At 60.1% G+C, this 24,313-nt stretch carries 19 protein-coding genes; 11 read left to right on the plus strand and 8 right to left on the minus strand.

Translation table 11 applies throughout. The features are described from left to right. The first annotated feature begins 260 nt into the window (after positions 1 to 260). From I5L79_RS03420 to I5L79_RS03430, 3 genes are all read left to right on the plus strand, one after another. On the plus strand, positions 261 to 1,007 hold the full coding sequence (locus I5L79_RS03420; protein WP_231402751.1) for a class I SAM-dependent methyltransferase: 747 nt from the start codon (positions 261 to 263) through the stop codon (positions 1,005 to 1,007). Positions 1,008 to 1,030: 23 nt separating this feature from the next. Then, on the plus strand, positions 1,031 to 2,251 hold the full coding sequence (locus tag I5L79_RS03425; protein WP_196953637.1) for an S-adenosylmethionine:tRNA ribosyltransferase-isomerase: 1,221 nt from the start codon (positions 1,031 to 1,033) through the stop codon (positions 2,249 to 2,251). Positions 2,252 to 2,328: 77 nt separating this feature from the next. Next, positions 2,329 to 2,661, plus strand: a complete 333-nt coding sequence (locus I5L79_RS03430) for a hypothetical protein (RefSeq protein WP_196953638.1) — start codon at positions 2,329 to 2,331, stop codon at positions 2,659 to 2,661. A gap of 157 nt (positions 2,662 to 2,818) precedes the next feature. On the opposite strand, the gene I5L79_RS03435 is transcribed toward I5L79_RS03430, so the two are convergent. Then, a complete protein-coding gene (locus tag I5L79_RS03435; RefSeq protein WP_317191351.1) occupies positions 2,819 to 5,386 on the minus strand; it encodes a M14 family metallopeptidase in 2,568 nt (855 codons plus the stop codon). Between the two features lie 180 nt (positions 5,387 to 5,566). After that, positions 5,567 to 5,839 carry a hypothetical protein gene (locus I5L79_RS03440; RefSeq protein WP_196953640.1) on the minus strand — a complete coding sequence of 91 codons (273 nt, stop codon included), beginning with the start codon at positions 5,837 to 5,839 and terminating at the stop codon, positions 5,567 to 5,569. Positions 5,840 to 6,018: 179 nt separating this feature from the next. On the opposite strand from I5L79_RS03440, the gene I5L79_RS03445 reads away from it, so the two are divergent. Then, positions 6,019 to 6,498 carry a hypothetical protein gene (locus tag I5L79_RS03445; RefSeq protein ID WP_196953641.1) on the plus strand — a complete coding sequence of 160 codons (480 nt, stop codon included), beginning with the start codon at positions 6,019 to 6,021 and terminating at the stop codon, positions 6,496 to 6,498. Positions 6,499 to 6,571: 73 nt separating this feature from the next. Here the strand turns inward: I5L79_RS03445 and I5L79_RS03450 are convergent, their stop codons facing one another. Then, positions 6,572 to 7,912: a RagB/SusD family nutrient uptake outer membrane protein gene (locus tag I5L79_RS03450; protein WP_196953642.1), complete on the minus strand. Its 1,341-nt coding sequence runs from the start codon at positions 7,910 to 7,912 to the stop codon at positions 6,572 to 6,574. 41 nt (positions 7,913 to 7,953) lie between these two features. Then, the gene (locus I5L79_RS03455; protein WP_196953643.1) at positions 7,954 to 11,025 is read right to left on the minus strand and encodes a SusC/RagA family TonB-linked outer membrane protein; all 3,072 of its coding nucleotides are present in this window, start codon (positions 11,023 to 11,025) and stop codon (positions 7,954 to 7,956) included. Between the two features lie 241 nt (positions 11,026 to 11,266). Here I5L79_RS03455 and I5L79_RS03460 point away from each other — a divergent pair, with 241 nt between their 5' ends. Then, on the plus strand, positions 11,267 to 12,436 hold the full coding sequence (locus I5L79_RS03460; RefSeq protein ID WP_196953644.1) for a ribonuclease D: 1,170 nt from the start codon (positions 11,267 to 11,269) through the stop codon (positions 12,434 to 12,436). Between the two features lie 156 nt (positions 12,437 to 12,592). Here I5L79_RS03460 and aceA read toward each other — a convergent pair whose 3' ends face one another. Beyond that, the gene (gene aceA, locus I5L79_RS03465; RefSeq protein ID WP_196953645.1) at positions 12,593 to 13,873 is read right to left on the minus strand and encodes an isocitrate lyase; all 1,281 of its coding nucleotides are present in this window, start codon (positions 13,871 to 13,873) and stop codon (positions 12,593 to 12,595) included. Between the two features lie 149 nt (positions 13,874 to 14,022). Then, positions 14,023 to 15,654 carry a malate synthase A gene (gene aceB, locus I5L79_RS03470; RefSeq protein ID WP_196953646.1) on the minus strand — a complete coding sequence of 544 codons (1,632 nt, stop codon included), beginning with the start codon at positions 15,652 to 15,654 and terminating at the stop codon, positions 14,023 to 14,025. 202 nt (positions 15,655 to 15,856) lie between these two features. Here aceB and I5L79_RS03475 point away from each other — a divergent pair, with 202 nt between their 5' ends. From I5L79_RS03475 to I5L79_RS03500, 6 genes are all read left to right on the plus strand, one after another. Further along, on the plus strand, positions 15,857 to 17,341 hold the full coding sequence (locus I5L79_RS03475) for a helix-turn-helix domain-containing protein (protein ID WP_196953647.1): 1,485 nt from the start codon (positions 15,857 to 15,859) through the stop codon (positions 17,339 to 17,341). A gap of 71 nt (positions 17,342 to 17,412) precedes the next feature. After that, positions 17,413 to 18,471, plus strand: a complete 1,059-nt coding sequence (mltG, locus tag I5L79_RS03480) for an endolytic transglycosylase MltG (RefSeq protein WP_196953648.1) — start codon at positions 17,413 to 17,415, stop codon at positions 18,469 to 18,471. A 131-nt stretch (positions 18,472 to 18,602) separates the two neighbouring features. After that, entirely contained in the window at positions 18,603 to 19,802 is a 1,200-nt protein-coding gene (locus I5L79_RS03485; RefSeq protein ID WP_196953649.1) for an OmpP1/FadL family transporter, read from the plus strand. A 51-nt stretch (positions 19,803 to 19,853) separates the two neighbouring features. Then, positions 19,854 to 21,260 carry a hypothetical protein gene (locus I5L79_RS03490; RefSeq protein WP_196953650.1) on the plus strand — a complete coding sequence of 469 codons (1,407 nt, stop codon included), beginning with the start codon at positions 19,854 to 19,856 and terminating at the stop codon, positions 21,258 to 21,260. Positions 21,261 to 21,337: 77 nt separating this feature from the next. Next, a complete protein-coding gene (dtd, locus tag I5L79_RS03495; RefSeq protein WP_196953651.1) occupies positions 21,338 to 21,793 on the plus strand; it encodes a D-aminoacyl-tRNA deacylase in 456 nt (151 codons plus the stop codon). A gap of 94 nt (positions 21,794 to 21,887) precedes the next feature. Next, positions 21,888 to 22,229, plus strand: a complete 342-nt coding sequence (locus tag I5L79_RS03500) for a nucleotide pyrophosphohydrolase (RefSeq protein ID WP_196953652.1) — start codon at positions 21,888 to 21,890, stop codon at positions 22,227 to 22,229. A 51-nt stretch (positions 22,230 to 22,280) separates the two neighbouring features. Here the strand turns inward: I5L79_RS03500 and I5L79_RS03505 are convergent, their stop codons facing one another. Together I5L79_RS03505 and gcvT are read right to left on the minus strand one after the other, a co-directional pair. Beyond that, positions 22,281 to 23,003 carry a 2-phosphosulfolactate phosphatase gene (locus I5L79_RS03505; protein WP_196953653.1) on the minus strand — a complete coding sequence of 241 codons (723 nt, stop codon included), beginning with the start codon at positions 23,001 to 23,003 and terminating at the stop codon, positions 22,281 to 22,283. A 138-nt stretch (positions 23,004 to 23,141) separates the two neighbouring features. Beyond that, positions 23,142 to 24,248, minus strand: coding sequence for a glycine cleavage system aminomethyltransferase GcvT (gene gcvT / locus I5L79_RS03510; protein WP_196953654.1), 1,107 nt, complete (start codon positions 24,246 to 24,248; stop codon positions 23,142 to 23,144). Positions 24,249 to 24,313: the final 65 nt, after the last annotated feature.

A 24,313-nucleotide genomic window follows, 5' to 3' on the forward strand; every position in this document is an offset into this window, starting at 1 on the left:
GCGCGATGCGCGCCCATTGCGCGTCCGTCAGCATAAAGTCCATCCTCCAAAATAATACCTACTGTTAACACTTCCTAAACACAGCGACTGGGATACGCCCTGGTGTACCCTGCTCTATGATTTACCTGCGGGCCGCTAACTTGCGGCAGACTACACTACCGGCTTTTTACCTGAAAGGCCAGGCCGAACGCTTCCGGCTGCAACCGCGTTGAGAGAAGCAGACCTGTTGAAAACGAATGCCTCGAAACACTCTTTCTTTTTTGGGTAGAACGGTCGCTCCGGCCGTTTTGCTGGCTTTTTCCGTGGCCTGCACCCAGCCCGTCCTCGAAACCCGAACTACCGCCAGCCGTGCCATATTGCCCGACAGCCTGGGCTATGAGGTGCGGCCCGCGCAGGACCCCAACGGTATCGGCAAGTACTACCAGGGTCGCCAGATTGCCCACGTAATGGGTCACGAAGGCGCCGGCTGGCTGGAGCGCGCCGACCGGGGTCAGGAGGAAGGCACTGACATCCTGTTGCGGGAGCTGCGCCTGAAGCCCACCGATGTGGTAGCCGACTTAGGCGCCGGCACCGGCTATTTCACCTTTCGGATAAGCCCGCTGGTACCGCGCGGCAAGGTCCTGGCCGTGGATATTCAGCCCGAAATGCTGGAGGCGCTGCGGCAGACCAAAGCCCGTACCAACGCCGCCAACGTGCAGCCCGTGCTGGGCACCGTCCAAAGCCCCAACCTGCCCGCCAAAAGCGTGGACTTGGTGCTGATTGTGGATGCCTACCACGAATTCGACCACCCGCGGGAGATTATGCAGGCGGTACGCACGGCCCTGCGTCCGGGCGGGCGGGTGGCGCTGGTAGAGTACCGCGCCGAAGACCCCAACGTGGCCATCAAGCGCATTCATAAGATGAGCGTGGCCCAGGCGCGCAAGGAAATGGAAGCCGTGGGCTTGGAGTACGTGCAGACGATTGAGAGCCTGCCCCAGCAGCACCTGCTCATTTTCCGCAAAAAGTAGGCGCGGCCTTACCTTTGCGGCCTATGACCACCAACCCGCGCCAGCTTTCCATCCACGACTTCACGTATCAGCTGCCGCCGGAGCGGATTGCCCCCGAGCCCCTGGCCCGGCGCGACCAGTCGCGGCTGCTGGTGTACCGGGGCGGCACCATCACCGACCGGGTGTTCAGCCAGCTGCCCGCCGAGCTGCCCGCCGATGCGCTGCTTGTCTTCAACGACACCAAAGTGGTAAGGGCCCGGCTTTTCGCGCAAAAGCCCACGGGCGGCACCGTAGAGCTGTTTTGCCTGGAACCCGTAGCTCCGCACCGGGCCGTGGAGCTGGCTATGCAGCAAACCGGAGCCTGCGTGTGGAAATGCTTGGTGGGGAATGGGAAGCGCTGGAAAACCGGGCCGGCGACGGTAGCGTTTACGGCCCGCGGCCAGGCGGCCACGCTCACAGCTGAGCGGCTCGAAGCTCAGGAAGGCTACTCCCTGGTGCAGTTCAGCTGGCAACCGGCCGAGTTGCCATTTGCCGAGGTGCTGCGCGAAGCCGGCCACCTGCCGCTTCCCCCCTACCTCAACCGCACGGATACTGCTGCCGACGCCGTGCGCTATCAGACGGTATACGCCGCCCACGAGGGCGCCGTGGCCGCGCCTACCGCTGGTCTGCACTTCTCGGAGGAAGTACTATCGGAGTTGGCAAGTAAAGGCATCAGCACCGGCCGCGTGACCCTGCATGTTGGTGCCGGCACTTTTCAGCCCGTCAAGGCCGACCAGATGGCTGGCCACGCCATGCACGCTGAGCCCATCAGCGTGTCGGCGGAACTGCTGCGGCAGCTGCTGAACCACGCGTCCCGCCCGGTGCTGGCCGTAGGCACCACCAGTCTGCGCACCCTCGAAAGCCTGTACTGGCTGGGCGCCCGGCTGGTGCAGCACCCAACCGACGCGGCACTGCACGTAAGCCAATGGCAGCCCTACGAGGAAGTCCCGGAAGTTGCCACCAAAGCGGCGCTGGAAGCCCTGCTGGCACATCTGACGGCTACGGGCGAAGACGTGCTGCACGCCACCACCCAACTGCTAATTGCGCCTGGCTACCGCTTCCGGCTGGTGCAGGGGCTTATCACCAATTTTCATCAGCCCGAAAGCACGCTGCTGCTGCTGGTAGCCGCCCTGGTTGGGCCCCGCTGGCGCGAGATTTACGACCATGCCTTGGCCCACGATTACCGCTTTCTGAGCTACGGCGACAGTTCCCTACTCCTACCTTAACGCTGGGCAGCGTAGGTTTTCGTTATCCAAAACTGTCGAAGCCCGTATAGGCAGCTATCTACTCACAGACTTCAACCATGAAAAAGATAGTATTGCTGCTGGCATTTGCAGCGTTTTCCGGCTCGGCTTTCGCCCAGGAAGAAATCAAAACCCAAACCCAGAACCCCGCCACCGGCGCCCAGTCTACCACCGAAGTGGACGTGCGCGACAATGGCACGGTGAAAGTGGAATCGGAAGCCCGTACGGGTCGCACGAAGGCCGGACAGAAAGCCTACAACACCGGCCAGGATGTGAAACGTGCTGGCCGCAAAACCGGCCACGTAGCTAAAAGAGGTGCCCAGAAAACCGGCAAAGGCCTGAAGAAGGCCGGCAAAGCCGTAAAGAACACCGCCAAGGACGTAGTTGACTAGGGACTTAGGGACTTAGGGACTTAGGGACTTAGGGACTTAGGGACTTAGGGCATATGTCTTGCCTGATTCAGAGTTACAAAAAGGCCCGCTGATTTTCATCAGCGGGCCTTTTTGTATGGCAACTTAACTTCTAAGCACCAGGAACGTAGCACTAAAACTATTGCCCCACGAAGAATACCGCGTTGCCGAAGAGCAGCTTGCCGCCCTGCCAGAAGGCCCGGAACAAGGGGTTGTCGCCGAAGTACACGACCTGGCCGCGGCCTAAGTCCTGAGCGCCCAGCACTACGGTATCGTTGAGCTTGCGACGGGCGCGGGAGCCAGCGAAACCAGCGGCGTAGTTGTTTTTCTTGAGCACGCCCACGTTCCAGGCGCCTTCCCCTAGGAAGCGGTAGTTGAGCGTGTCGCGGATGAGGGCGTAGTAGCTGGGGCCATAGCCGAAAGCCAGCGGGTGGGTGTTGTCGAGCTGTACCTGATACACGCTGCCTTGTACGAACTCCTGGATCTGCTCCCGTTCGGCGTCGGCGTAGCGGCGCAGGGCACGGTACGGGTTTTTCTGGCTGGCGGCGGTGCTGTCGGCGGGCTTGGTTTTCAGGGCGAAGTCTTTTTTACCGGCGAAGAAAGCCGCGCCACCTTCCATAGCAATGAGCTTGCCCCCGCTCCGAACCCAGCTTTTCAGGTTTTCCAGCTGCCGGTCCGACAAGGCATCACCGTAGTAGCCGTCGGGCAGAATCAGCACATCGAACTTGGCCAGTGGCACGGAGCTGAAGTAATCAGTGCCGAGCACCGTGATGGGGTAGCCGATCTGCTGCTCGAAGAAGTGCCATACCTCCCCAAAAGCCGTGGGCGACACGCCTTCTCCGGCCAGCACGGCCACTTTGGGCATGTTTACGAAGCGCACGTAGCCCGAGCCAAAATCGGCGCCGCTGGTAGAAAATCCGGTATTCACGGCCTGTACCACTACGCCCGAAGAGTCGGCCTGGGCCTGCACCAGCTGGTCGAAGCGCTTGCCCAGGCTTTCGTTGCCGCTGCGCGTGATGACGAGCGTGCCCGACTGGTACTGCTGCCCCGCCGCCTCGAAGGGCCGCTGCGCCACCCGCACCTTCACTTTCTGCTGCAGGAGGCGACTCAGGAAGCGTACATCCTGCAGGTTGTTCCAGCGGGCCACATAGGCGTAGGGCGTGCCGGTTGCGGCAGCGCCTTTCACGGTGGTGGTAGCCGGGGCCGCGCCCGAGTTATCGAGGCGCTGGGCCACGGCGTAGGCTTTCAGCCCGAACGCATAGGGTAAGGCCCAGGCCGTGATGTCGTAGGTGAGCGAGTCTTCCAGCGCGGGTTTGGGCTCAAACAGCACCTTCACCAGCGTGGATTTGGGCTGGTACATACTCACCACCACGTCGCGGGCTTCAACCTGCACGTTCTCGGTTTTGCCGCTCATGTAGTTGAAGCCGCGGGTTTTCAAGCGCTTGGGCGCGTAGCCGTAGCGGATCTGCTGCCGGTCGAGGTACTGGGTGAGGGCACGAAGCTGGCCCGGGTCGCCGGAGCCGGCCACCACAAACGACTTATACTCGCCCTGGGGCTTGGTGCGGCCCCGTTCGAAAAACTGCTGAAACTCCTTGAGCAGGTCGTCGTGCTTCTCGGAGGTAGCCTGAATGGTAGCCAGGCTGGTGGCGTGGTGGTGGGCAATGCGCTGAGTGAGGGTGAGCGTGTCGCCGTCGGACTTGGCAAAGCTGAGGCCCGCCCGGCCTGAGCCGCCCTGCTCGTAGGTCATGCCAATGGCGCCGTTGAAAGTCGGGTACGTATCGCCGTAGCTGGGGTAAAACAGGTCGAAGGTTTCGCGGGTGAAGTACAGCCAGTTGTTCTGGTCGAACACCTTGCGGTTGTAGTCGCCGATGACATTCTGCATGGTGCGTTGCCAGGGCGTCACGTCGGCGTGGAAAGGCTTAGCGGCGGGCGAGAAGTAATACGGCGCATCGGGGCCCATTTCGTGGAAGTCGGCGTGCACCTGGGGCAGCCACTGGTTGTAGAGCGTAAGGCGCTGGCGGCTTTCAATCTGCGTTTGCCAGGCCCAGTCGCGGTTCAGGTCGAAGTAGTAGTGGTTGTAGCGGCCGCCGGGCCAGGGCTCGTGGTGCTCCCAGGCGTAGGGCGAGGCGTTGGCCTGACGGTTGCTCACGCGGTTGTACCACTGCACATACCGCTCGCGCCCGTCGGGGTTCACGCAGGGGTCGATGACGACCACGGTGTTTTGCAGCCACTGCTGCGTCTGCTGATTTTGCGGGTTGGCCAGGTCGTAGAGCACCTGCATCACTGCCTCCGACGACACCGACTCGTTGCCGTGCACGTTGTAGCTCAGCCACACAATGCCCGGCTGCTGGCGCTGCACGGCGCCATTTTCGAGGCCCGCCAGGCGCAGGTTGTTGTGTTGGATGGCATCGAGGCGGGCCAGGTTTTCGGGCGAGGCCACCTGCACCACTTCCAACGGGCGGTTTTCGTAGGTCTGCCCGTAGGGCTGCAGCTTCATGCGGCCCTGGGCGTGCTGCACCACGTGGTCTACGTAGCGCAGCAGCTCGGCGTGGGGGGTGAAGCGGCCGCCCAGCGGGTAGCCCAGAAACTGCTCGGGCGTGAGCAGGGCCCCAGCCGCAGCGGATGATTGCGCCGTGGCCGGAGCTGCCCAGCAGGACAGCAGCAGCCACAGCCAGCACCCGAAGGCGCGGAAACGAACGTGTAGCACAGAGAAAAGAATAAGCCGCTCAAGACGGCAGGTGTAAGGAAACATTGGCAGACCAAAGAAAGCACAAAGTAGCCCCCGGCCGGCTAAAAGTTGCGCCACACGCAACGAAAAGCCGGCAAAGCATCTTCTGACAGACGCTTTGCTGGCTTTTCCCTGAGTTGTTTCGCAGAATTTTAGCTGCTAGCTGGCTTCGGCCTGCGGCAGTTCATCAACCACCACAGCGGCCGGGCCTTTCTCCCGCACTTCGTGGAGGACTCTTTCCACTACGCCCTGGCCAAACAGGCTGACCCCGGAATTGAGCACTACCAGGGCCAGCGTGCCGGCGCCCACCCACTTGGCCGTAGGCTCACCTTTTTCTTTCAGGCTGCTAGCCCACTGCACGAGGCAGGCGCCAAAGCCAATGGTTAGTAAACCTGCCGGCGCAAAAGCCAGCCATTTCGTTTTGTGCGTCATAGTAGTTGTGGCTGAAATACTGTGTAGGAAAAAGCCGCACAAGCCCCTGCAGGCTGCCAGACCTGTCCGGCTACTTCTTCAATCGTACCTTTGCGGGGTTAGGTTGCAACGGTTTGGCAGTTTGTTTCGTGCCCTGGCAGTTCCTTGACCCTGTTTTCAGACTTGGCTTACCATTTCCTATGAGTGCTCCTGCTTTCGAAAAACTCCTGCGCGAGGCGTTTCCCCAGCCCGCTGAGGCAACCAGCTACCTCACCCCCGCCGAGTATGGGGCGTATGCGGAGTTGGAAAAAGCCCCCAAGCCTGACCTAGCCTTCCGCTTCGAGCGGGTACGGCTGGTGGTAGCTATGGGCCTTATCAAGCTCCTGGCCGACCTGGGTGACCACGACGAAAGCCGCCGGGTGCTGAACGTGCTGCACCGCGCTGCCCAGGCCCGCTCCATTGCCGAAATCGACAAAGTTATCCACCGCGACGCGCAGGCCTTCGAGCAGCTCTACACCAACCTCTACGTGAACGACGAAGGTGAGCAGGTACTCCAGCTGTTTGAGCGCACCCTCGATGCCGACTCCCGCGAAGGCATGGACGACGTGCTGTTCGACGCGCTGGTGCTGCTGCCTCAGCTCGATTTCAGCCACTATGACGAGGAGGACGAAGCAGAGTAAAGAGCCTAGTACAAAATAAAAAGGCCGTTCCCGATCAGGAACGGCCTTTTTTATTGGGCTGATGCAGAAAATGCTAGTTGTAGCCTTCGTTCTGCGCCAGGTTGGAGTTTACGTCCGTTTCGCGCTGCGGAATGGGCAGCACCAGCTTGGGCGAGTTCCAGGGCAGGTTATCTACCTGCGCTTCGGTGCGCTTCAGGTCGTGCAGCAGGAAGCCTTCGAAGGCCAGCTCCAGGCGGCGCTCCAGCAGAATCTCGTCAATGGTTACGTCGCCGTAGGGCTGCAGCAAGGCCCGCTCGCGCACCATATTCACATCGTCTACCGGGGCAGCTCCTACCTCCGTACCAGCCCGCAGGTTCCCCTCGGCTCGGATCAGGTACATTTCCGCCAACCGAATCAGGTGAATGTTGCCGTGGATGTTGTCGAACTTAGTCGACAGGCCGTAGTCGTAGTCAATGGAGTTCAACCGGTCATCATCGGGCTCAAACTGACTCACGAAGGTTTCCGTCAGGTAAATCTCCCCCCGGGAGTTGATGGAGTAAAACGTATTCAGATCATTGATGCCGGACTGCGGGGTAAGCTGAATGGCAAAAATATCTTCCTGGGTATTCCCTAAGGCTGCAAACTCCGCCGCGTAGGGATATACCAGATCGTAGTTGCCAGAACTGATAACTTTATCCGCCTGCACCGCTGCTTTGGCATATTCCTGCTGCTGCAGGTACACGCGCGCCAGCATGGCAGAAGCCGCATATTTAGTGGCAAAGAAGCCATTGCTGGCCGGTAGCAGGGCCTCGGCTTCGGTGAGGTCCTTGATAGCCTGAGCGTACCCTTCAGCTACCGTATTACGCTTCACTTTCGCCTCTTCGCCAGGGCTCTTGTTTACATCCGTAGGGGTGAGCACCAGTGGCACTCCCAGGTTAGAGGAAGGGTTGCCATCGTTCCAGGCCTTGCCGTAGTAGCGCACCAACTCAAAGTACAAAGCGCCGCGGATGAACTTGGCACCGCCTTCCACGCGCTTTTTCTGCACCTCCGATACCTTATCGAGGTTGGCCAGTACTGTGTTTACGGTATTGATGGTAGCGTACGCACTCGTCCAGGTACTGGCCACGAAGGCGTTATTGGTGAGTACTGACTTGGATATAAGCTCTTTGGGCTGCAGGTACGTTCCGCCAAACTGTACGTCGCCGGCGTCGCCCAGCAAATCGGCGTAGTACTGCAGGCCACCGCCGTACAGGTACTGTCCACCGAGTTGCTCATAGCCACCGTTTAGCAGTGCTTCCACGTCGGCTGAAGTTTGCAGTGCTTTTTCCGGGCTTACGTTGGTTACTGGCTCAATATCCAGCTTACTGTCGCAACTGGCCAAGGGTAGCGCTAAAACCAGCGCGCCAAAGGCTATTTTATGCCACTGTGTTTTCATCTTAAAAATTTCCAGGCGCGAAGCCGTTTAGTACAGATGGATTAAAAACCAATGTTGATACCCCACGTGTAGGTTTTGGCCTGCGGCGTCGAGTAGAAGTCGTTACCCTGGCCAATGTTGCCGGCGAGGTAGTCGGTGTTTACTTCGGGGTCCCAGCCTTCGTAGTCGGTGAAGGTGAGCAGGTTTACACCCGTAAAGTACAGTCGTACGCGCTGCATCCCTACTTTGGTGGTCCAGGCGGTGGGCAGGTTATAGCCCAGCGTTACCTGCTTCAGCCGCACATAGCTGGCATCAGAGAGGTAGCGCGTGGAGTTGGCCACACCATTGCCTTCAAACAAACGCGCCTGCGGTACATCCGTGATGTCGCCGGGCTTCTGCCAGCGCTCCAGCTGGTCAGCCGTCTGGTTATCGTAGCCATTGCCAGCGCTAGCTGACATGTACTGGCCGGCACCATTGAACACCTTGTTGCCGAATACACCCTGGAAGGTGAAGCCCAGATCAATGCCTTTGAAGCCAAACGTGTTGGTAACACCACCTGTCCACTTTGGGTTCGGGTTGCCGACTACTACCCGCTGGGCGGCGTTGTAGTCGGGAGTAGTACTGCGGTTGAGGCTGCCATCGGCGTTAGTCGTGTTCAGGTAGTAGAGCGCATCGCCATTCTCTGGGTCCACACCGGCGTACTCAACCGTGTAGAAAACACCGATGGGCTGGCCTTCCACTGCGCGGTTGATATAGCCGCCCTCAATCACCTGGCCATTCAGGTTAACTACTTTGTTCTTGTTATAGGACGCATTAAAGTTGGTCGACCAGGTGAAGTTGCCAACCAGGTTTTGCGTGTTCAAGGCAAACTCTACGCCTTTGTTATCCATTTTGCCCAGGTTCTGGAGCTGACGGGTGAAGCCGGTAGTGCCGGGCAGGTTCACGTTCAGGGCCAGTTGGTCGGACTTCTTCTGGTACACATCTACCTCACCGGAAATGCGGTTGTTAATAAAGCCGAATTCCAAACCAGCATCCACCTGAGTAGTTAGTTCCCACTTCAGATTGGGGTTACCAATCTGCACGGGACGCTGGGTGGGGAGGGCGCCGTAGCTGCCTGCTCCATACAGGCTGCGGGCGCTAAAGTCGCCGAAGCCTTGGTTACCCGTTTTGCCGTAGCTGATGCGGGGCTTCAGGAAGCTCAGCACCTTCTGGTCCTGCAGGAAAGCTTCTTCCGTAACTACCCAGCCTATGGAAGCTGCGGGGAAGAAGCCGTAACGGTTGTTGGCTCCAAAGCGGGAAGAACCGTCCACCCGGGCGCTCAACGACACCAGGTACTTGCTGTCGAAAGCATAGTTGGCGCGGCCGAAGTACGAGAGCAGCGAGCTGGCCGATTCGGAAGAGGAGCCCGCGTTGATCAGACCCGCGCTGGCAATGCTCTTGTAGGAGTCGCTGGGGAACTGCTGGCCCGATACGCTGTTGGCGCGGTAGCTCCGGCCTTCGTAGGACATACCAACAATGGCTTCCAGCGAGTGCTGCTCACTGGCCGTGTAGCGGTAGCTGAAGAAGTTGTTGGTAGTGAAGCGTACGTTCTGCGAGTAGTTGCTCTGGGCATTACCGTTGCTGGTAAAGTCAGTATTGCGGGCCGTGAGGCGGCCGGAGTAGTACTCTTCGTTCTGGTCGAGGAAGTCAATACCTTCTTCGGTGCGGAAGGACAGCCCTTTCACAATCTGGTATTGGGCAAATACGTTGCCCAGGGCACGATAAACCGTCGTTTCGTTGGAAGCATTTTCCACGCTCAGCAGCGGGTTGTAGTACACGGGGTACAGCGTGTTGGGCAGACCGGTGGTCAAATCCAAGGCACCGCTCAGCAGCTGGGTGCGGGGGTCAATAACGGGCGTAATAGGCGACAAAGCCACAATCTGCATGGGGGTACCAAACGAGTTGTCGTTGTCCAGCCGGTGGTTTTCCGTACGCGCCAGGCTCAGGTTCACTCCCAACGTGAGCTTATCGGTAGCCGTGTGCTCGAGGTTCATGCGGGAAGTCATTTTCTGAAACCGGTTCGAAATCAGAATACCCTTCTGGTCGCTATAGCCGCCGGAAATGTAGAAGCGCGTTTTGTCGTCGCCGCCCGAAGCACTCAGGTCATACTGGCTGAAGGGGTTTTTCTGCAGCACTTCTTTCTGCCAGTCGGTGTCTACGGCTCCGGTTTTATAGTCATCATTACCGGCCGACCACCGGCGCAGACGCACGTTGGTATAAGCAACGTAATCGAAGCTGGGGTCCCGCTCATTTTCGTTGGCGGCGGCCTCGCTTACCAGCTCTACATACTCCTTCGCGTTCAGAAACTTGCGGTAGTTGGTTGGTTCGCTGGTGCCGTACTGCACACCCAGGTTGAAATTGGTTTTGCCTTTGCGGCCGTGCTTGGTGGTAATCAGCATAACACCGTTGGAGCCCCGCGAGCCGTAAATAGCCGTAGCCGAGGCATCCTTCAGAATGCTGATGGACTCAATGTCATTCGGGTTTAAGTCGGCAATGGGGTTGGTAGCAGCCGATGAGGTTGACTGGTCTTCCGAAATAATTGGAATGCCATCCACTACATACAAAGGCTGGTTGTTGCCGCTTACCGACGATGTACCCCGGATGCGCACTTTCACGGCCTGGCCCAGCTTACCGCCGGTATTCTCCACGAATACCCCGGCAGCCTTGCCCTGGAGGGCCTGCTCAAATGTCGGAACGGGCGTGTTCTGGATGTCCTTGGCAGCTACCTGCGTAATAGCTCCGGTCAGGTCGGCTTTGGCCTGGGAGCCGTAGCCTACTACCACTGCTTCATTGAGCAGGGTTTCATTGGTTTGCAAACGCACGGCCACGGTGCTGCCCGTTACCGGAACCGTCTGCGACACGAAGCCGATAGAGCTGAAAACCAGCGAAGCGCCATCCTGTACGGTCAGGGTAAAGGCGCCGTTGGCGTCGGTGCTGGTACCATTGGTAGTACCTCGTTCGAGTACGGTAACCCCAGGTAGGCCCGCGCCGTCGCCGGCGCCGGTTACGCGGCCGCTCACGGAGCGGGTTTGGGCCCAGGCAGCTGCTCCCAGCAGGAGATACAGTACCAGGGAGAGGAGTACTTTGTGTTTCATGTGGGTGACCTTGCGGTCGGTTTAAGTGAGTGAAAGAGTGGTGAAAGAGTAGTGAATCGGCGGTTCCTGCAAGCCCCGCACGAAAGGCCTATTTGGCAATACTAAGAAATGAATGTCAGATTTCGGCCTGCCGGCGGGCAGATAGTTGGTCGTAGCGGGCAAATCTCCCTGCAGGAGCTTGGATATTATAGATGCTGAACCCCGGCAAATTCCACGTTTCTTTGTGTGAAATTTCTTCTAAATGCCCGCTATCCACTACCTCACCACTCCCGCAGCCATTCAGCAAGCCGCCACGGCCCTGCACGCCTGCCCCCGCATTGGCATCGACCTGGAGTTCGACGATATGCGCTACCGCTATGGCCGCAACCTGGCCCTGATTCAGGTATTCGACGGTGAAAATGTTTATCTGATTGACCCGCTCCCGCTTACCAACCCGGCGCACGAGCTGGAGCCCCTGTGGGAAGTGCTGCGCAACCCGGCCGTGGAGAAGGTGTTTCACAGCTGCAAGTCGGATATTCTGCTGCTGGATGAGCTGTATGGCGTACACGTACGCCCCATCACCGATACCAGCGTGCAGTACACGCTGCTGGCCGAATCGGACAATAACATTTCCCTGGGTCGCCTCATTCAGTCGGAGCTGGGCCTTGAGGTGGATAAGGGCGAGCAGAAGTCGAACTGGCTGAAGCGCCCCCTCACCGAAGCCCAGAAGCTGTACGCGGCCAACGACGTGCTTTACCTGTTTGAGCTGACGGACCGCCTGGCTGCCCGACTCGAAAGCCTGGGCCGCAGCCAGTGGGCTGCGGAGGAAAACAAGGCGCTGGAGGAAGTGCGCTACTCCCGCGACGAGCGGCCTTACCTGCGCATAGCCGGCAAATACCGCATTTTGCCCGGCGAGCTGCCTTTGTTTCGCGACCTGTATATGCTGCGCGACACGATGGCCCGCCAGCTCGACCGGCCGCCGTACATGGTGTTTGCCAACGACCGGCTGGCCGAGTTGGTGCGCGACACGCCCCGCAGTCTCAACGACTGGAAAAACGCCCGCGGCCTGCACCCCGAGCTACGCCGCACGCCCTACCTAGAGCAGCTTACCGCACTGTCGCCCGACAACTTTGTGGCCAAGCCCGAGCCGCCCGCTACCGCCGAGAACCGTCGCTTTCCGTTCCGCCGCCGCCTCACGGGCGAAAAAGCCGCCCAGGCGGATGCCCGCGAGCAGCTGCTCAACCAACTCAAAACCCATATCACCACCGATGTGAACGGCTACGTGGCTAACCTGGTCCTTTCCAACCGTCTGGTTTCTGATATCATTGAGCAGGGTGCCGATACGGTGCTGCGTCCCTGGCAGAAAACCATTCTGCAGGAGGCCGCCCAGCGCCACGAGCTTGATTACGACCAAATTGCCCGGCCGATATAAACCACGGATTCGCACGGATTTAAGCGAATTACACGGATTTTGTAGCAGATTAAAAAAGGCTTGCCTTCTGGCAAGCCTTTTTTGTTTTATGGTTCAAGCGGAATTGCGCCAGCTACAAAATCCGTGTAACCCGACTAATCCGCGCGAATCCGTGGTTCAGAATTGCGCTTCCTCAGTGCTGCCAACCAGGGCGGCGGTGCTGGTGAGGTTGCTGGTGACAATGTTCTGCACGGCGTCGAAGTAGCCAGTGCCCACAAAGGCCTGGTGCTTCACAGCTTTGAAGCCTTGCTTTTGGAGGGCAAACTCCCGCTCCTGCAGTTCCGAGTAGCCGGCCATACCCCGGTCGCGGTAAGCGGTAGCCAGCTCGAACATGCTGGTGTTGAGCGCGTGAAAGCCAGCCAGGGTAATAAACTGAAACTTATAGCCCAACGCAGCCAGCTCCTCGCGGTAGGTTTCCATTTCCCGGCGGCTCAGTCTGGCAGCCCAGTTGAAGGACGGGGAGCAGTTGTAGGCCAGCAGCTTGCCTGGAAACTGCGCATGAATGGCTTCAGCAAACTGCCGGGCCTGCGCCAGGTCAGGGTGCGAGGTTTCCATCCAGATCAGGTCGGCGTAGGGGGCGTAGGCTAGACCGCGGGCAATACCGGCTTCCACGCCGCAGCGTACCCGGAAAAAGCCTTCCGAAGTGCGCTCGGCTTCCTGCAGAATAAACGGCTGGTCGCGCGTGTCCACGTCGGCGGTGAGCAGGTCGGCGGCATCGGCGTCGGTGCGGGCCACCACCAGCGTGGGGACGCCCAGCACATCGGCGGCCAGGCGGGCCGCTACCAGCTTGTTGATGGCCTCCTGCGTGGGTACCAGTACTTTGCCGCCCAGGTGCCCGCATTTCTTGGCCGAAGAAAGCTGGTCTTCGAAGTGCACCCCGGCCGCGCCGGCCTCAATCATCATCTTCATCAGCTCAAAGGCATTCAGGTTGCCCCCAAACCCAGCCTCCGCATCAGCCACAATGGGCACCATCCAGTGCACGCTGCCCTCGCCCGACACGCTCTGAATCTGGTCGGCACGCAGCAGGGCGTTGTTGATGCGGCGCACCACGTTGGGCACGCTGTCGGCGGGGTACAGGCTTTGGTCGGGGTACATCTGGCCGGCACCGTTGGCATCGGCCGCCACCTGCCAGCCACTCAGGTAAATGGCGTTCAAACCAGCCTGTACTTCCTGCACGGCCTGGTTGCCGGTAAGCGCCCCCAGCCCAGCTACGTATTTCTCGGAGTGCAGCAGATGCCAGAGCCGCTCGGCCCCCTGCCGGGCCAGCGAGTACTCTATCTGCACCGAGCCGCGCAGCTTCAGTACATCCTCGGCGGTATACGGCCGCTCAATTCCCTGCCAGCGGGGGTTGGCAGCCCAGTCGTGGCGGATGGCGGCAATGCGTTCCTGCGTATTCATAGTGCGGGTTGGGTTGAGGTGAAAAGATTGGGTTGAAGAAGCGGTTGAAAAGGGCAAAGCTTGGCCCGGCCACTTACCAGCAGCTGTTTTTGCAATCGATAAAAATGAAAACGGAAGCGCGCTACCGGCCTGGCCCTCGCCGACGCTGGTTACGCCAGCTGCTCGTAGGCGGGCACGGTAAGAAACTCCGTGAACTCCGCAGAGCACACCAGCCGGTCGAACAGGCGGGCAGCCTCCAGGTAGCGGCCGGCGGCGTACCGCTCCTCTCCTACCAGCTGGCGGATCTTGTTCAGCTGCCCGGGCATCAGGGAGCGGTACAGCTCCAACGTCACGGGGCGGCCGTCGGCCAGGGTGGTGGCAGGGGTATGGATCCATTGCCACACCTGCGCCCGACTAATTTCGGCCGTGGCGGCGTCCTCCATCAGGTTATAAATCGGCACGCAGCCGTTGCCGCCCAGCCAGGATTCTATGTACTGCACGGCCACGTCGATGTTGAGCTTCAGGCCTTCCTCGGTGATGGTACCGACGGGCGCCTGCAGCAACTCGGCGGCCGACACATGCACATCCTCGCGCTTGTTGCTGATCTGGTTGGGGCCGGGCATCAGCTCGTCGAATACGCTCAGGGCTACCGGTACAAGGCCGGGGTGGGCCACCCAGGTACCATCGTGGCCATTGCGGGCCTCTCGCACTTTGTCCTGGCGCACTTTCTCCAGCGCTGCTTCGTTGGCCTCGGGATTGTTTTTGATGGGAATCTGCGCAGCCATGCCCCCAATGGCGTGTATGCCCCGGCGGTGGCACGTCTGCACTACCAGCTGTGAGTAGGCGGCCATAAAGGGCACGGCCATCGTCACCTCAGCGCGGTTGGGCAGGCGAAACTCGGGCCGGCAGCCCAGGCGCTTGATGTAGCTGAAGATATAGTCCCAGCGGCCGCAGTTAAGCCCAGCACTATGCTCGCGCAGCTCGTACAGGATTTCGTTGAGCTCAAAGGCTGCCGGCAGGGTTTCAATCAGGACGGTAGCCTTAATGGTGCACTTGGCCATCTTCATCGACCACTGCGCAAAGCCGAATACGTCGTTCCAGAGCCGGGCCTCCAGGTGGCTTTCCAGCTTAGGCAGGTAATAGTAAGGGCCACTGCCCCGGGCACATAGTTCGTGGGCATTGTGAAAAAAGTACAGCCCGAAATCGAACAGCGCGGCGCTGATTGGCTCCCCATCCACCAGCACGTGCTTTTCCTCGAGGTGCCAGCCGCGCGGACGAACCATCAGCGTGGCCGTTTTTTCATTCAGGCGGTATTCCTTGGTGGGTGTGCTCAAGGAAATGGTCCTGCGCACGGCGTCGCGGAGGTTGCGCTGGCCTTCTACCACGTTTTGCCAGGTAGGCGAATTAGAATCCTCGAAATCGGCCATAAATACCTTGGCCCCGGAATTCAGTGCGTTGATAATCATTTTGCGCTCGACGGGGCCGGTGATTTCCACACGCCGGTCCTGCAGGTCGGCGGGTACGGGGGTTACTTCCCAGGCCTTTTCCCGGATAAGACGCGTTTCAGGCAGAAAGTCAGGGAGCTTACCGGCCGCAAAATCGAGCTGCCGCTCCTCCCGACGGGCCAGCAGGTGTCGGCGCGTGGCATCGAAGCGCCTATGCAGCTCGGCCACGAAAGCCAGGGCCGAGGGCGTAAGAATTTCGGCAAACTCTGCTGAATACGCACCCAGCACCTTGACGCGTTCGGGAGTGCGGTAAGTTGGAAGAGCCACGGCCGGCAGCAGGTGAGGAAAGGTAGCCATAGGTAATCGGTTGAATTGGTGGAAGAAGCAATAAGTCAAACTTACTTTAGCGAATTTTATTAAACAAGCGAAAATTCGCTAAAAGAGTATAATCGCAAAGAAATCATATTTTTGCGAAAGAATTTGTGGGCCTCAGTCCCGAAAAATTCACTTTTCTTGCAGTGTTACTGCGTTGAGGCGGCTGCCTCACTTTCCCCTTGCTATGCTCAGTCACGGACAAGTTGTTCGCTTAATTTTCGGTTTGAAGCTGCGCGAGCTGCGCCAGGAGCGCGGCTTCACGCCCGCCGAACTGGCCCGCGCCTGCGACGTTTCGGTGTCTTACCTTAACGAAATCGAGAAGGGCAAAAAATACCCTAAGGCCGATAAGATTTTGAGTATGAGCAAAGTACTGGGCGTATCCTACGACCAGCTTACCTCGCTCACACTCAGCCGCCGCCTGGAGCCGATTTCGCAGCTGCTACAGTCGGATGTGCTCAAGGAGTTTCCGCTGGAGATGTTCGGGCTGGAGCCCATCCGCATCGTGGAGCTGATTGCCGACGCGCCGGCCAAGATGAATGCCTTCATCAGCACGCTCTTCGAAATAGGGCGCAACTACGAGTTGAGGCAGGAAAATTTCTTTCTGGCCGCCCTGCGCTCCTATCAGGAAATGCACGACAACTACTTCGAGGAGCTGGAGCAGGACGTGCATACCTTCTGCGTGGAGCGCGGGCTCACGACCTCCCCGCCCTTCGATACGGCCCAGCTGGAGAAGGTGCTCATGGAAGAGTACGGCTACACCGTGGACCGCATTACGCTGGGCGACTACGACTCGCTGGGACGTCTACGTTCCGTGTATCAGCCCAAGCTCAAGCGCCTGCTGTTGCGGCCCGGCCTCACGCGCGCCCAGGAATCCTTCGTACTGGCTCGGGAAATAGCCTTCAACTACCTGGGTATGAAGGAGCGGCCCTACGTGAATGCAAACTTCTCGGTGCGCTCTTTCGACGAAGTCCTCAACAATTTCAAGGCTTCCTACTTTGCCGGTGCCCTGCTGATGGAGGAAGACAACCTCGTGCGCGACCTGCAGCAGTTCTTTGGCGCCACGCACTGGGACCCCAACAGCCTGCTGGATCTGCTCACAAAGTATGGGGTGTCGCCGGAAATGTTCATGCAGCGCCTCACCAACCTGTTGCCCCGCCATTTCGGGCTGCAGAGCTTGTTTTTCCTGCGCTTTGACCAGGCCAAGGCCAACACCGGCTACCTGCTGACCAAGGAGCTGCACCTCTCGCGCCTGCACAACCCGCACGGCAACGAGCTGCACGAGCACTACTGTCGCCGCTGGATTTCGTTGCGCCTGATTCACGAAAGCCGCCAGCAGGCCCTGCGCCAGGCCCCGGCCTTCAGCATCGGCGCCCAACGCTCTTTATACCCCAACGGCGACGAATACCTATGCTTGTCGTTGGCGCGGGCGGGCAGCGTGGTGGAGCCGGCCGTGAGCGTAACGGTGGGCTTGCTCTGCGACGATACACTGCGCCACAAAGTGCGCTTTGTGGATGATCCGGCCATTCCGCAGAAGCGCGTAAACGAAACCTGTGAGCGGTGCCAGATTCCGGACTGCGAGGTGCGCTCGGCTCCCCCGGTGGAAATTGAGCGGCGCGCCCGGCAACAGGAACTCCGTGATGCCATATCCAACCTGGTAAACGCCGGCTAACCCGCCCGCGCTGCCCGCTTAGCCCAGCCAGCTGCCTATCTTTGGCCAATGGTTGGGCTAATTGCTTTTTCGTGGGTAGAGACATTGCCAGCCGCACACGGCTGATAGGCTGGATAAGTTTGGGGCTGCTGAGCCTGTTGCTGCTGGCAGGAGGCTACGTCGCCTGGGTTGTGCGGTGGCAACCCAACGTGGCGGCCTCGCCGGAAGGCCCGGCATACCTGTACATCCGCACGGGCAGCTCGTTTCAGGCAGTGCTCGACACACTGCGGAGCCAGGAGCTGCTGCGCGACCCGCGCACTTTTGCGTGGCTGGCCCGCTGGCAGGGATATGACGCGCGCGTGCGGCCAGGCCGCTACCTGCTGGCCCCTACGCTCAACAATCAAGGGCTGCTGGAAATGCTGACGCAGGGCCGGCAGGATACGGTGGTATTCGGACTAAACGCTTTCAAATACAAGCCCCAACTAGCCCGGCAGCTAACCCGGCAGCTGGAAGTTGATTCCGGCAGCCTCCGGCGCCTCCTGAACCAGAACGACTACCTGCAGCGGCGCTACAAGCTGGATACCACTACCGTCCTCACGCTGTTTCTGCCCGGCACCTACCGCCTGCTCTGGAATACGCCCGCGCCGGTGCTGCTGGACTCGGCGGCGGCCATGCACGGCCGGTTCTGGACTTTGCGGCGCCGCCAGCAGGCCGATTCTTTGCGCCTCTCGCCCACTGAGGTGCACGTACTGGCCAGCATTGTGCAGCGCGAAACGGCCAAAAAGGAAGACAAGCCCGTTATTGCCGGCGTGTACCTCAACCGCCTGCGCCGGGGCATGCGCCTGCAGGCCGACCCTACGCTGCTGTGGGCCATTGGCAACTTTGGGGTGAAGCGCGTGCTCAACAAGGACAAGCTGGTGGACTCGCCCTACAATACCTACAAGCACAAAGGCCTGCCGCCCGGCCCTATCACCTCGGCCAACCGCCAGAGCCTGGACGCCGTGCTGCAGCCCGCCGCGCACCAGTACCTTTTCTTCTGCGCGCGGCCCGATGGCAGCGGTTTTTCTGATTTTGCCGAAACATTTGCCGAGCACAAGCGCAACGCCCGCCGCTACCAGCACTACCTCGACAGCCTGCGCATTATGCGCTAGCGGCGTGCCGGGCAGAAAGTCAACAGTTGTAAGCTTTTCCGGGAGAATGACACAGCACAATCTCTTACCTTTGTGCTATTGTCCGCAAACCCGTCTGCATGAGGCTTCCTTACATTTCCGCTTTCTTTTGCTTGCTTGCTCCGGCCGCTGTGGCCGGGGGCTTTGAAACCGGGCCGCAGGGAGCCCGCATCCTGGGCTTGGGCGGGGCTGCTACAGCCCTGGCCTACCACCCGGCCGCCGCTTACTACAACCCCGGCGCCCTGGGCATGCGCGACTCGCTTACGCGCATCAGCGTGGGCGGTATGGCCCTGGCCCGGCGCACCTCGTTTCTTTCCACCGACACCCAGCGCAAAACCTACCAGGACCTCACGCCTGTGGCCTCGGGCTACCTGTTCGCGTCGCACTACTTTGGCAAGGGCATTACGGGTGGGCTGAGCGTGACTACGCCTTTCGGCTACACTACCAAGTGGCCTACCAGCTGGGAAGGCCGAAGCGTGGTGCAGGAGTCGAGCCTGTACACGGTGCAGGTGCAGCCTACGGTGGCAGTAGCTATCAGCGAAAACTTCAGCGTGGGTGCGGGCGCCATGCTCACCCACGGCAGCGTGCGGCAGCTGCGCGCCCTGGGCCAGTACGATGCCTTCGACGCCGATGCGGAGTACGAGGGCAGCGCCAATGGCGCGGGCTTCAACGTGGGCCTGTACGGGCGCTCTTCCGAGGATTTGTCGTTCGGTATCAGCTACCGCTCGGGTGTGCGGCTGAAAGTGACGGATGGCACGGCCACGTTCCGCAACGTGCCCGCCGCCGATGCCAGCCGATTTACCAACAGCCAGAACGTAGCCACGGACATTTACCTGCCCGGCACGCTGTCGGTGGGCCTGGCCAACCAGATTACGCCCAAGCTGAACGTGCTGTTTGATTTCACGCTTACCAACTGGACCAAGACAGACTCGGCCACGTTCCGCTTTGCCAACAACCAGGCCGCCCGGTCTTCGCAGCCCCGCCGCTACGAGGATGCTATGGCCTTCAAAATCGGGGGGGAGTATCAGCTCGACGCTAAAACTGCCCTCCGCCTGGGCGTACTCTACGACGAAAGCCCGGTGCGCGACGAGTACGTGGCGCCCGATCTGCCGGACGGCAACAAGCTGGCCGCTTCGCTGGGCGTCTCCTTCGCCATGGCCGACAAGTTGAACCTGGACCTGGCCTACCAGTTTGGGGCATTGTCCAACCGCAAGGCCCGCGCCAATCAGTCGCAGGATCAGGTTTCCAACATTGCCGGCACGTACCGCACGTTTGTGCACACGGCGGCAGTAGGGCTGTCTTATTCATTCTAACTCACCCGGTTACTGGCTCCTGCCTAGCAGGCGGCTTCAACTTTTCTGTCTGTGAAGCTATTTCCTTCTCGTTTTTCGCGCTTGTGGCTGTTGCCCGCACTTGGCCTGAACGCCTGCGTGCCCGACCAGACCGAGCCCACCCCCAGCGCGGCCCAGCTGAACCTGACGCGCTACGTAGCCGTGGGCGACGCTTATTCGGCCGGCTTCAGCAATGGCGGCCTCACCACCCAAAGTCAGCTATACTCCTATCCTAATCTGCTGGCCGTTCAGTTTTCGCTGGCCCAGCCTGGTATTGCCTTCGCGCAGCCCCTGGTAACGGGCGAAGCGGGCACCGGGTACCTGAAGCTAAAGGAAATAGGGGTCAATGGCCTGCCCGTTACGGAGCGGGTACCCGCGGCCCGCACCACTATTCGGGCCAAGTACACGGCTCAGAACAGCTGCGGCACTACGGATACGACGTATGTATATAGCCGCGCTGCGGGCGTTGACCTGCCCAACAATCTGGCCATTCCCGGTTTCCGCCTCACCCAGCTTACCACTCCCGGACTAGGCCTGGAAGCCAATGCGGCGGCCGGCTCCCCTTTCAACAGCTACTTCGAGCGCCTGCTACCAGCCAACGACTCCCGGCCCTACATTCAGGCTGTAAGTGAAAACAAAGCCACCTTCTTCACCGCTATGGTGGGCCTGGAAGACCTGCTGCCGTACGCGCTAAAGGGAGGCGAGTGCATTCAGCGCCCCACCAGCACAAGCAATAACCTGATTCTGAGCAACCTCACGGTATTGCTGGATGCCCTCACGGCCAACAACCGGCCTGGGGCTATTGCTACCCTGCCGGAACTGGGCGCGCTGCCATATTTCCAGCTGGGAACCGGCCAGCGGGTGCTGGAGAGCGTCCGGGCTTCTTCTGGCAATGCCCAGGCAGTGCTGTACATCGTATCCTCGCTCACCAACGAAGCCCGCCCCATCGACAACAGTGACATAGTGCTGCCGGCTGCGCTATCGGCCGTAGGAAAAGAGGTATCTTTCACCAATGCTGATGGCAGCGTGGAAACCCTACGCTACGGGCTGGACCCACGCGTACCCCTGGCCCGCGCAGAGGTGCTGGATGCCACAGAGGTCGGCCGCGTGACGCCGTTTATCAAGCAGTTCAACGCTACCCTGAAGACGCTGACTGACCCCGTTCAGGGTAAGTACAAGATTGCCCTGGTCGATATCAACCAGCTGTTTCTGAACGTGAGCGGTACGGGTGGAGTGCAGGGCGGCGTCAACATCAATGGCGTGGAGTACTCCGGCGACCCTATCCGGGGCAACTTCTTCTCCCTGGATCTGTACTCGCTCACGCCCCGCGGCAACGGATTGGTGGCCAATGAGTTTCTTCGCCAGATCAACAGCTACTACCGCGCAAACCTGCCGCTGCTGGATGTGAACCAGCTGCCAACCACGTCACTGCCACGGTAATACCTCCCGTTTTTTACAAACCAAAAAGGCCATTCCGCTACCGGATGGCCTTTTTCCTGTCCTTTTTTCCTTTCCTGATGCGAGCAGTTATTCAGCGGGTGCGCCACGCCCGGGTGACGGTGGCGGGCCGCGTGACCGGCCAGATTGGCCCGGGCCTGCTGGTGCTGGCCGGCTTTGCTCCCGACGATACCACCCAGACGCTCGACTGGATAGCGCGCAAGCTGGTGCAGCTGCGCATCTTTTCGGACGAGGCGGGCAAAATGAACCGCTCGGTGCAGGACGTGGGCGGGCAGGTGCTGGTGGTAAGCCAGTTTACGCTGCTGGCCGATGCGCGCAAAGGCAACCGTCCCAGCTACACGGGCGCCGCGCCGCCGGCCGTGGCCATTCCGCTGTACCAGGAGTTTGTGGGCCAGCTGGAGGTGCTGCTAAGCCAGCCCGTGCCCACGGGCGAGTTTGGCGCCGATATGCAAGTGGAGCTGCTCAACGACGGCCCGGTTACGATTGTACTGGATTCGCCGGAGGTGAAAGGGTGAAAAGTGAGTTTTACGTTCAGGTGGCACTATTTGCGCAGTTTTGCGGCGGCCGAACGTCAACTCACCATTTCACAAATTCACCTTTTTAGCGCATATGACCATTGAAGAAGCCCAGCAGACCGTTGACCAGTGGATCCAGACCACGGGCGTGCGGTATTTCAACGAGCTGACCAACCTAGCCATGCTCACGGAGGAGGTTGGTGAGGTAGCCCGCATTATTGCCCGCCAGTACGGTGAGCAGTCCTTTAAGCCCTCCGACCGCGACAAAGTACTGGCCGATGAGCTGGCCGACGTGCTGTTCGTGGTGATTTGCTTGGCCAACCAGACCGGCATCAACCTCACCGAAGCCCTGCAGCGTAACCTGGAAAAGAAAACCCAGCGCGACGCCACCCGCCACCAGGACAATGAAAAATTGAGGAAGAAGAGCGAGGAATGATGAGTTACCATTGCGAGACGGGGTTCACGCAATGACAACTCATCATTCCTCTTACCTCGCTACCAGCCGGTCTTCCTGCCAGATCGGCAGGACGCTCCGGTACTCATCTATGCGCAGGCAAAAGTCGAAGTCCTTGTTGGCTTCGAGCGAGTTGAGGCGCCGCACGTGCGAGGACTGCAACAGGTAGGCGTGCAGATCGGGCTGGGCCTGCTGCCACAGGTGCAAGGCGGCCAGGGTAGCATCGGAGCCGGCCACGTCGAAGCCGCGCTGGGCCAGTCGGGAAGCCAGAGCCCCGCCAAACACGGTATCCTCCAGGCAAAACTGGCCTTTCCAGCCGGCGCACACCACCAGCACGTCCTTTTGCTGGGTTTCAGCAAAGGCGGCTACGGCTTCCAGGTTCAGAAAAGCGCCCACCACCACGGCGTCGGCGGCCAGGGAGCGGCGTAACGCGTGCGTGCCGTTGGTGGTGCTGATAGCCAGAGCCCGCCCCCGCACCGGCAGTTCCCCATCAAGGTAGCCGAAGGGCGAGTTGCCCAGGTCGAAGCCGGCGGCGGGGCGGCCGTCTCGCTCCCCGGCCGTGAGGCAGCCGTGCTGCCGGCCCAGGGCCTGACACTCGGCCAGCTCGGCCACCGGAAACACGTGCGTGACTCCACTGGCCAGCGCCGTAACGATGCTGGACGTGGCCCGCAGAATATCCACCACCACGGCCACACGGCCCTCAAGCTTATACAGCGGCAGCAATTCAGGCGAAAAACAGATGTCGACGGAGGGCATGAATAGGAAGCTTAAAAACGAAAAAACCAGTCCGTCATTCCGAGCGAAGCCGAGGAATCTTGCGTGCTGACAGTGGATTACTCCTCTACCATTAGCACGCAAGATTCCTCGGCTTCGCTCGGAATGACGTTCGGTAGGCTATGCTTCCGTGCCGGGCACGAAGGGCAGCTTGGTAACGGTGGCCGGCAGGTTTTTACCGCGCACCTGCACGAAGATTTTGCTGCCGGGCGCACTCAGCGCGGTTTGCACGTAGCCCAGGCCAATACCTTTGCTTAGACTCGGAGACTGGGTGCCGCTAGTTACTTCGCCAATTTTCTCGCCGGCTTCGTTTACCAGGTCGTAGTGCGCCCGCGGGATGCCAGGGCCGTCCATCAGGAAGCCTACTAGCTTGCGCTGTACGCCCTGCTCTTTTTGCTGCTTAAGCGCGGCCGAGTTGGTGAAGTCCTTGGTGAACTTGGTAATCCAGCCCAGGCCGCCTTCCAGCGGCGAGGTGGTATCGTCGATGTCGTTGCCGTAGAGGCAGAAGCCCATTTCCAGGCGCAGCGTGTCGCGGGCTCCCAGACCAATAGGCTTGAGACCGTAGGGCTGGCCAGCTTCCAGAATCTTGTTCCAGATGTCGGCAGCCGCTTCATTGGGAATGTACAGCTCGAACCCGCCCGCGCCGGTGTAGCCCGTGGCCGAGATGATGACGCCCTCGTGCCCGGCAAAGGTGCCCTGCACAAAGGAGTAGTACGGAATGCTCTTCAGATCCACATCGGTAAGGGGCTGGAGCGCGTCAGCAGCTTTGGGGCCCTGCACGGCAAAGAGGCTGAGCTGGTCGGAAACGTTTTCCATATCGGCCCCGAACTCCTGGTTGTACTGCTGAATCCAGTTCCAGTCTTTCTCGATGTTGGAGGCATTGACCACGAGCATGTAGTCCTCATCGGCCATTTTGTACACCAGCAAATCGTCTACGATGCCGCCCTGCTCGTTGGGCAGGCAGCTGTACTGGGCTTTGCCGTCCTGCAGCTTGCTGGCGTCGTTGCTGGTTACGCGCTGGATGAGGGGCAACGCCTGCGGGCCCCGCACCCGGAACTCGCCCATATGCGACACGTCGAAAATACCCACGGCCCGGCGCACAGTGTGGTGCTCGTCGAGGTCGGAGGAGTAACGCACGGGCATATTGTAGCCGGCGAAGGGCACCATTTTGGCGCCCAGCTGCTGGTGCACGTCGTTGAGAACAACGGTTTTGAGGTCTTCGGCCATGAGCAAGCGGGTGGTTGAGGTGAATAAGGGGAAAGCGGCGGCGGGCGTTGACTGCGGCCCCGAAC

This window comes from Hymenobacter guriensis (assembly GCF_015773195.1).
Classification (GTDB): domain Bacteria; phylum Bacteroidota; class Bacteroidia; order Cytophagales; family Hymenobacteraceae; genus Hymenobacter; species Hymenobacter guriensis.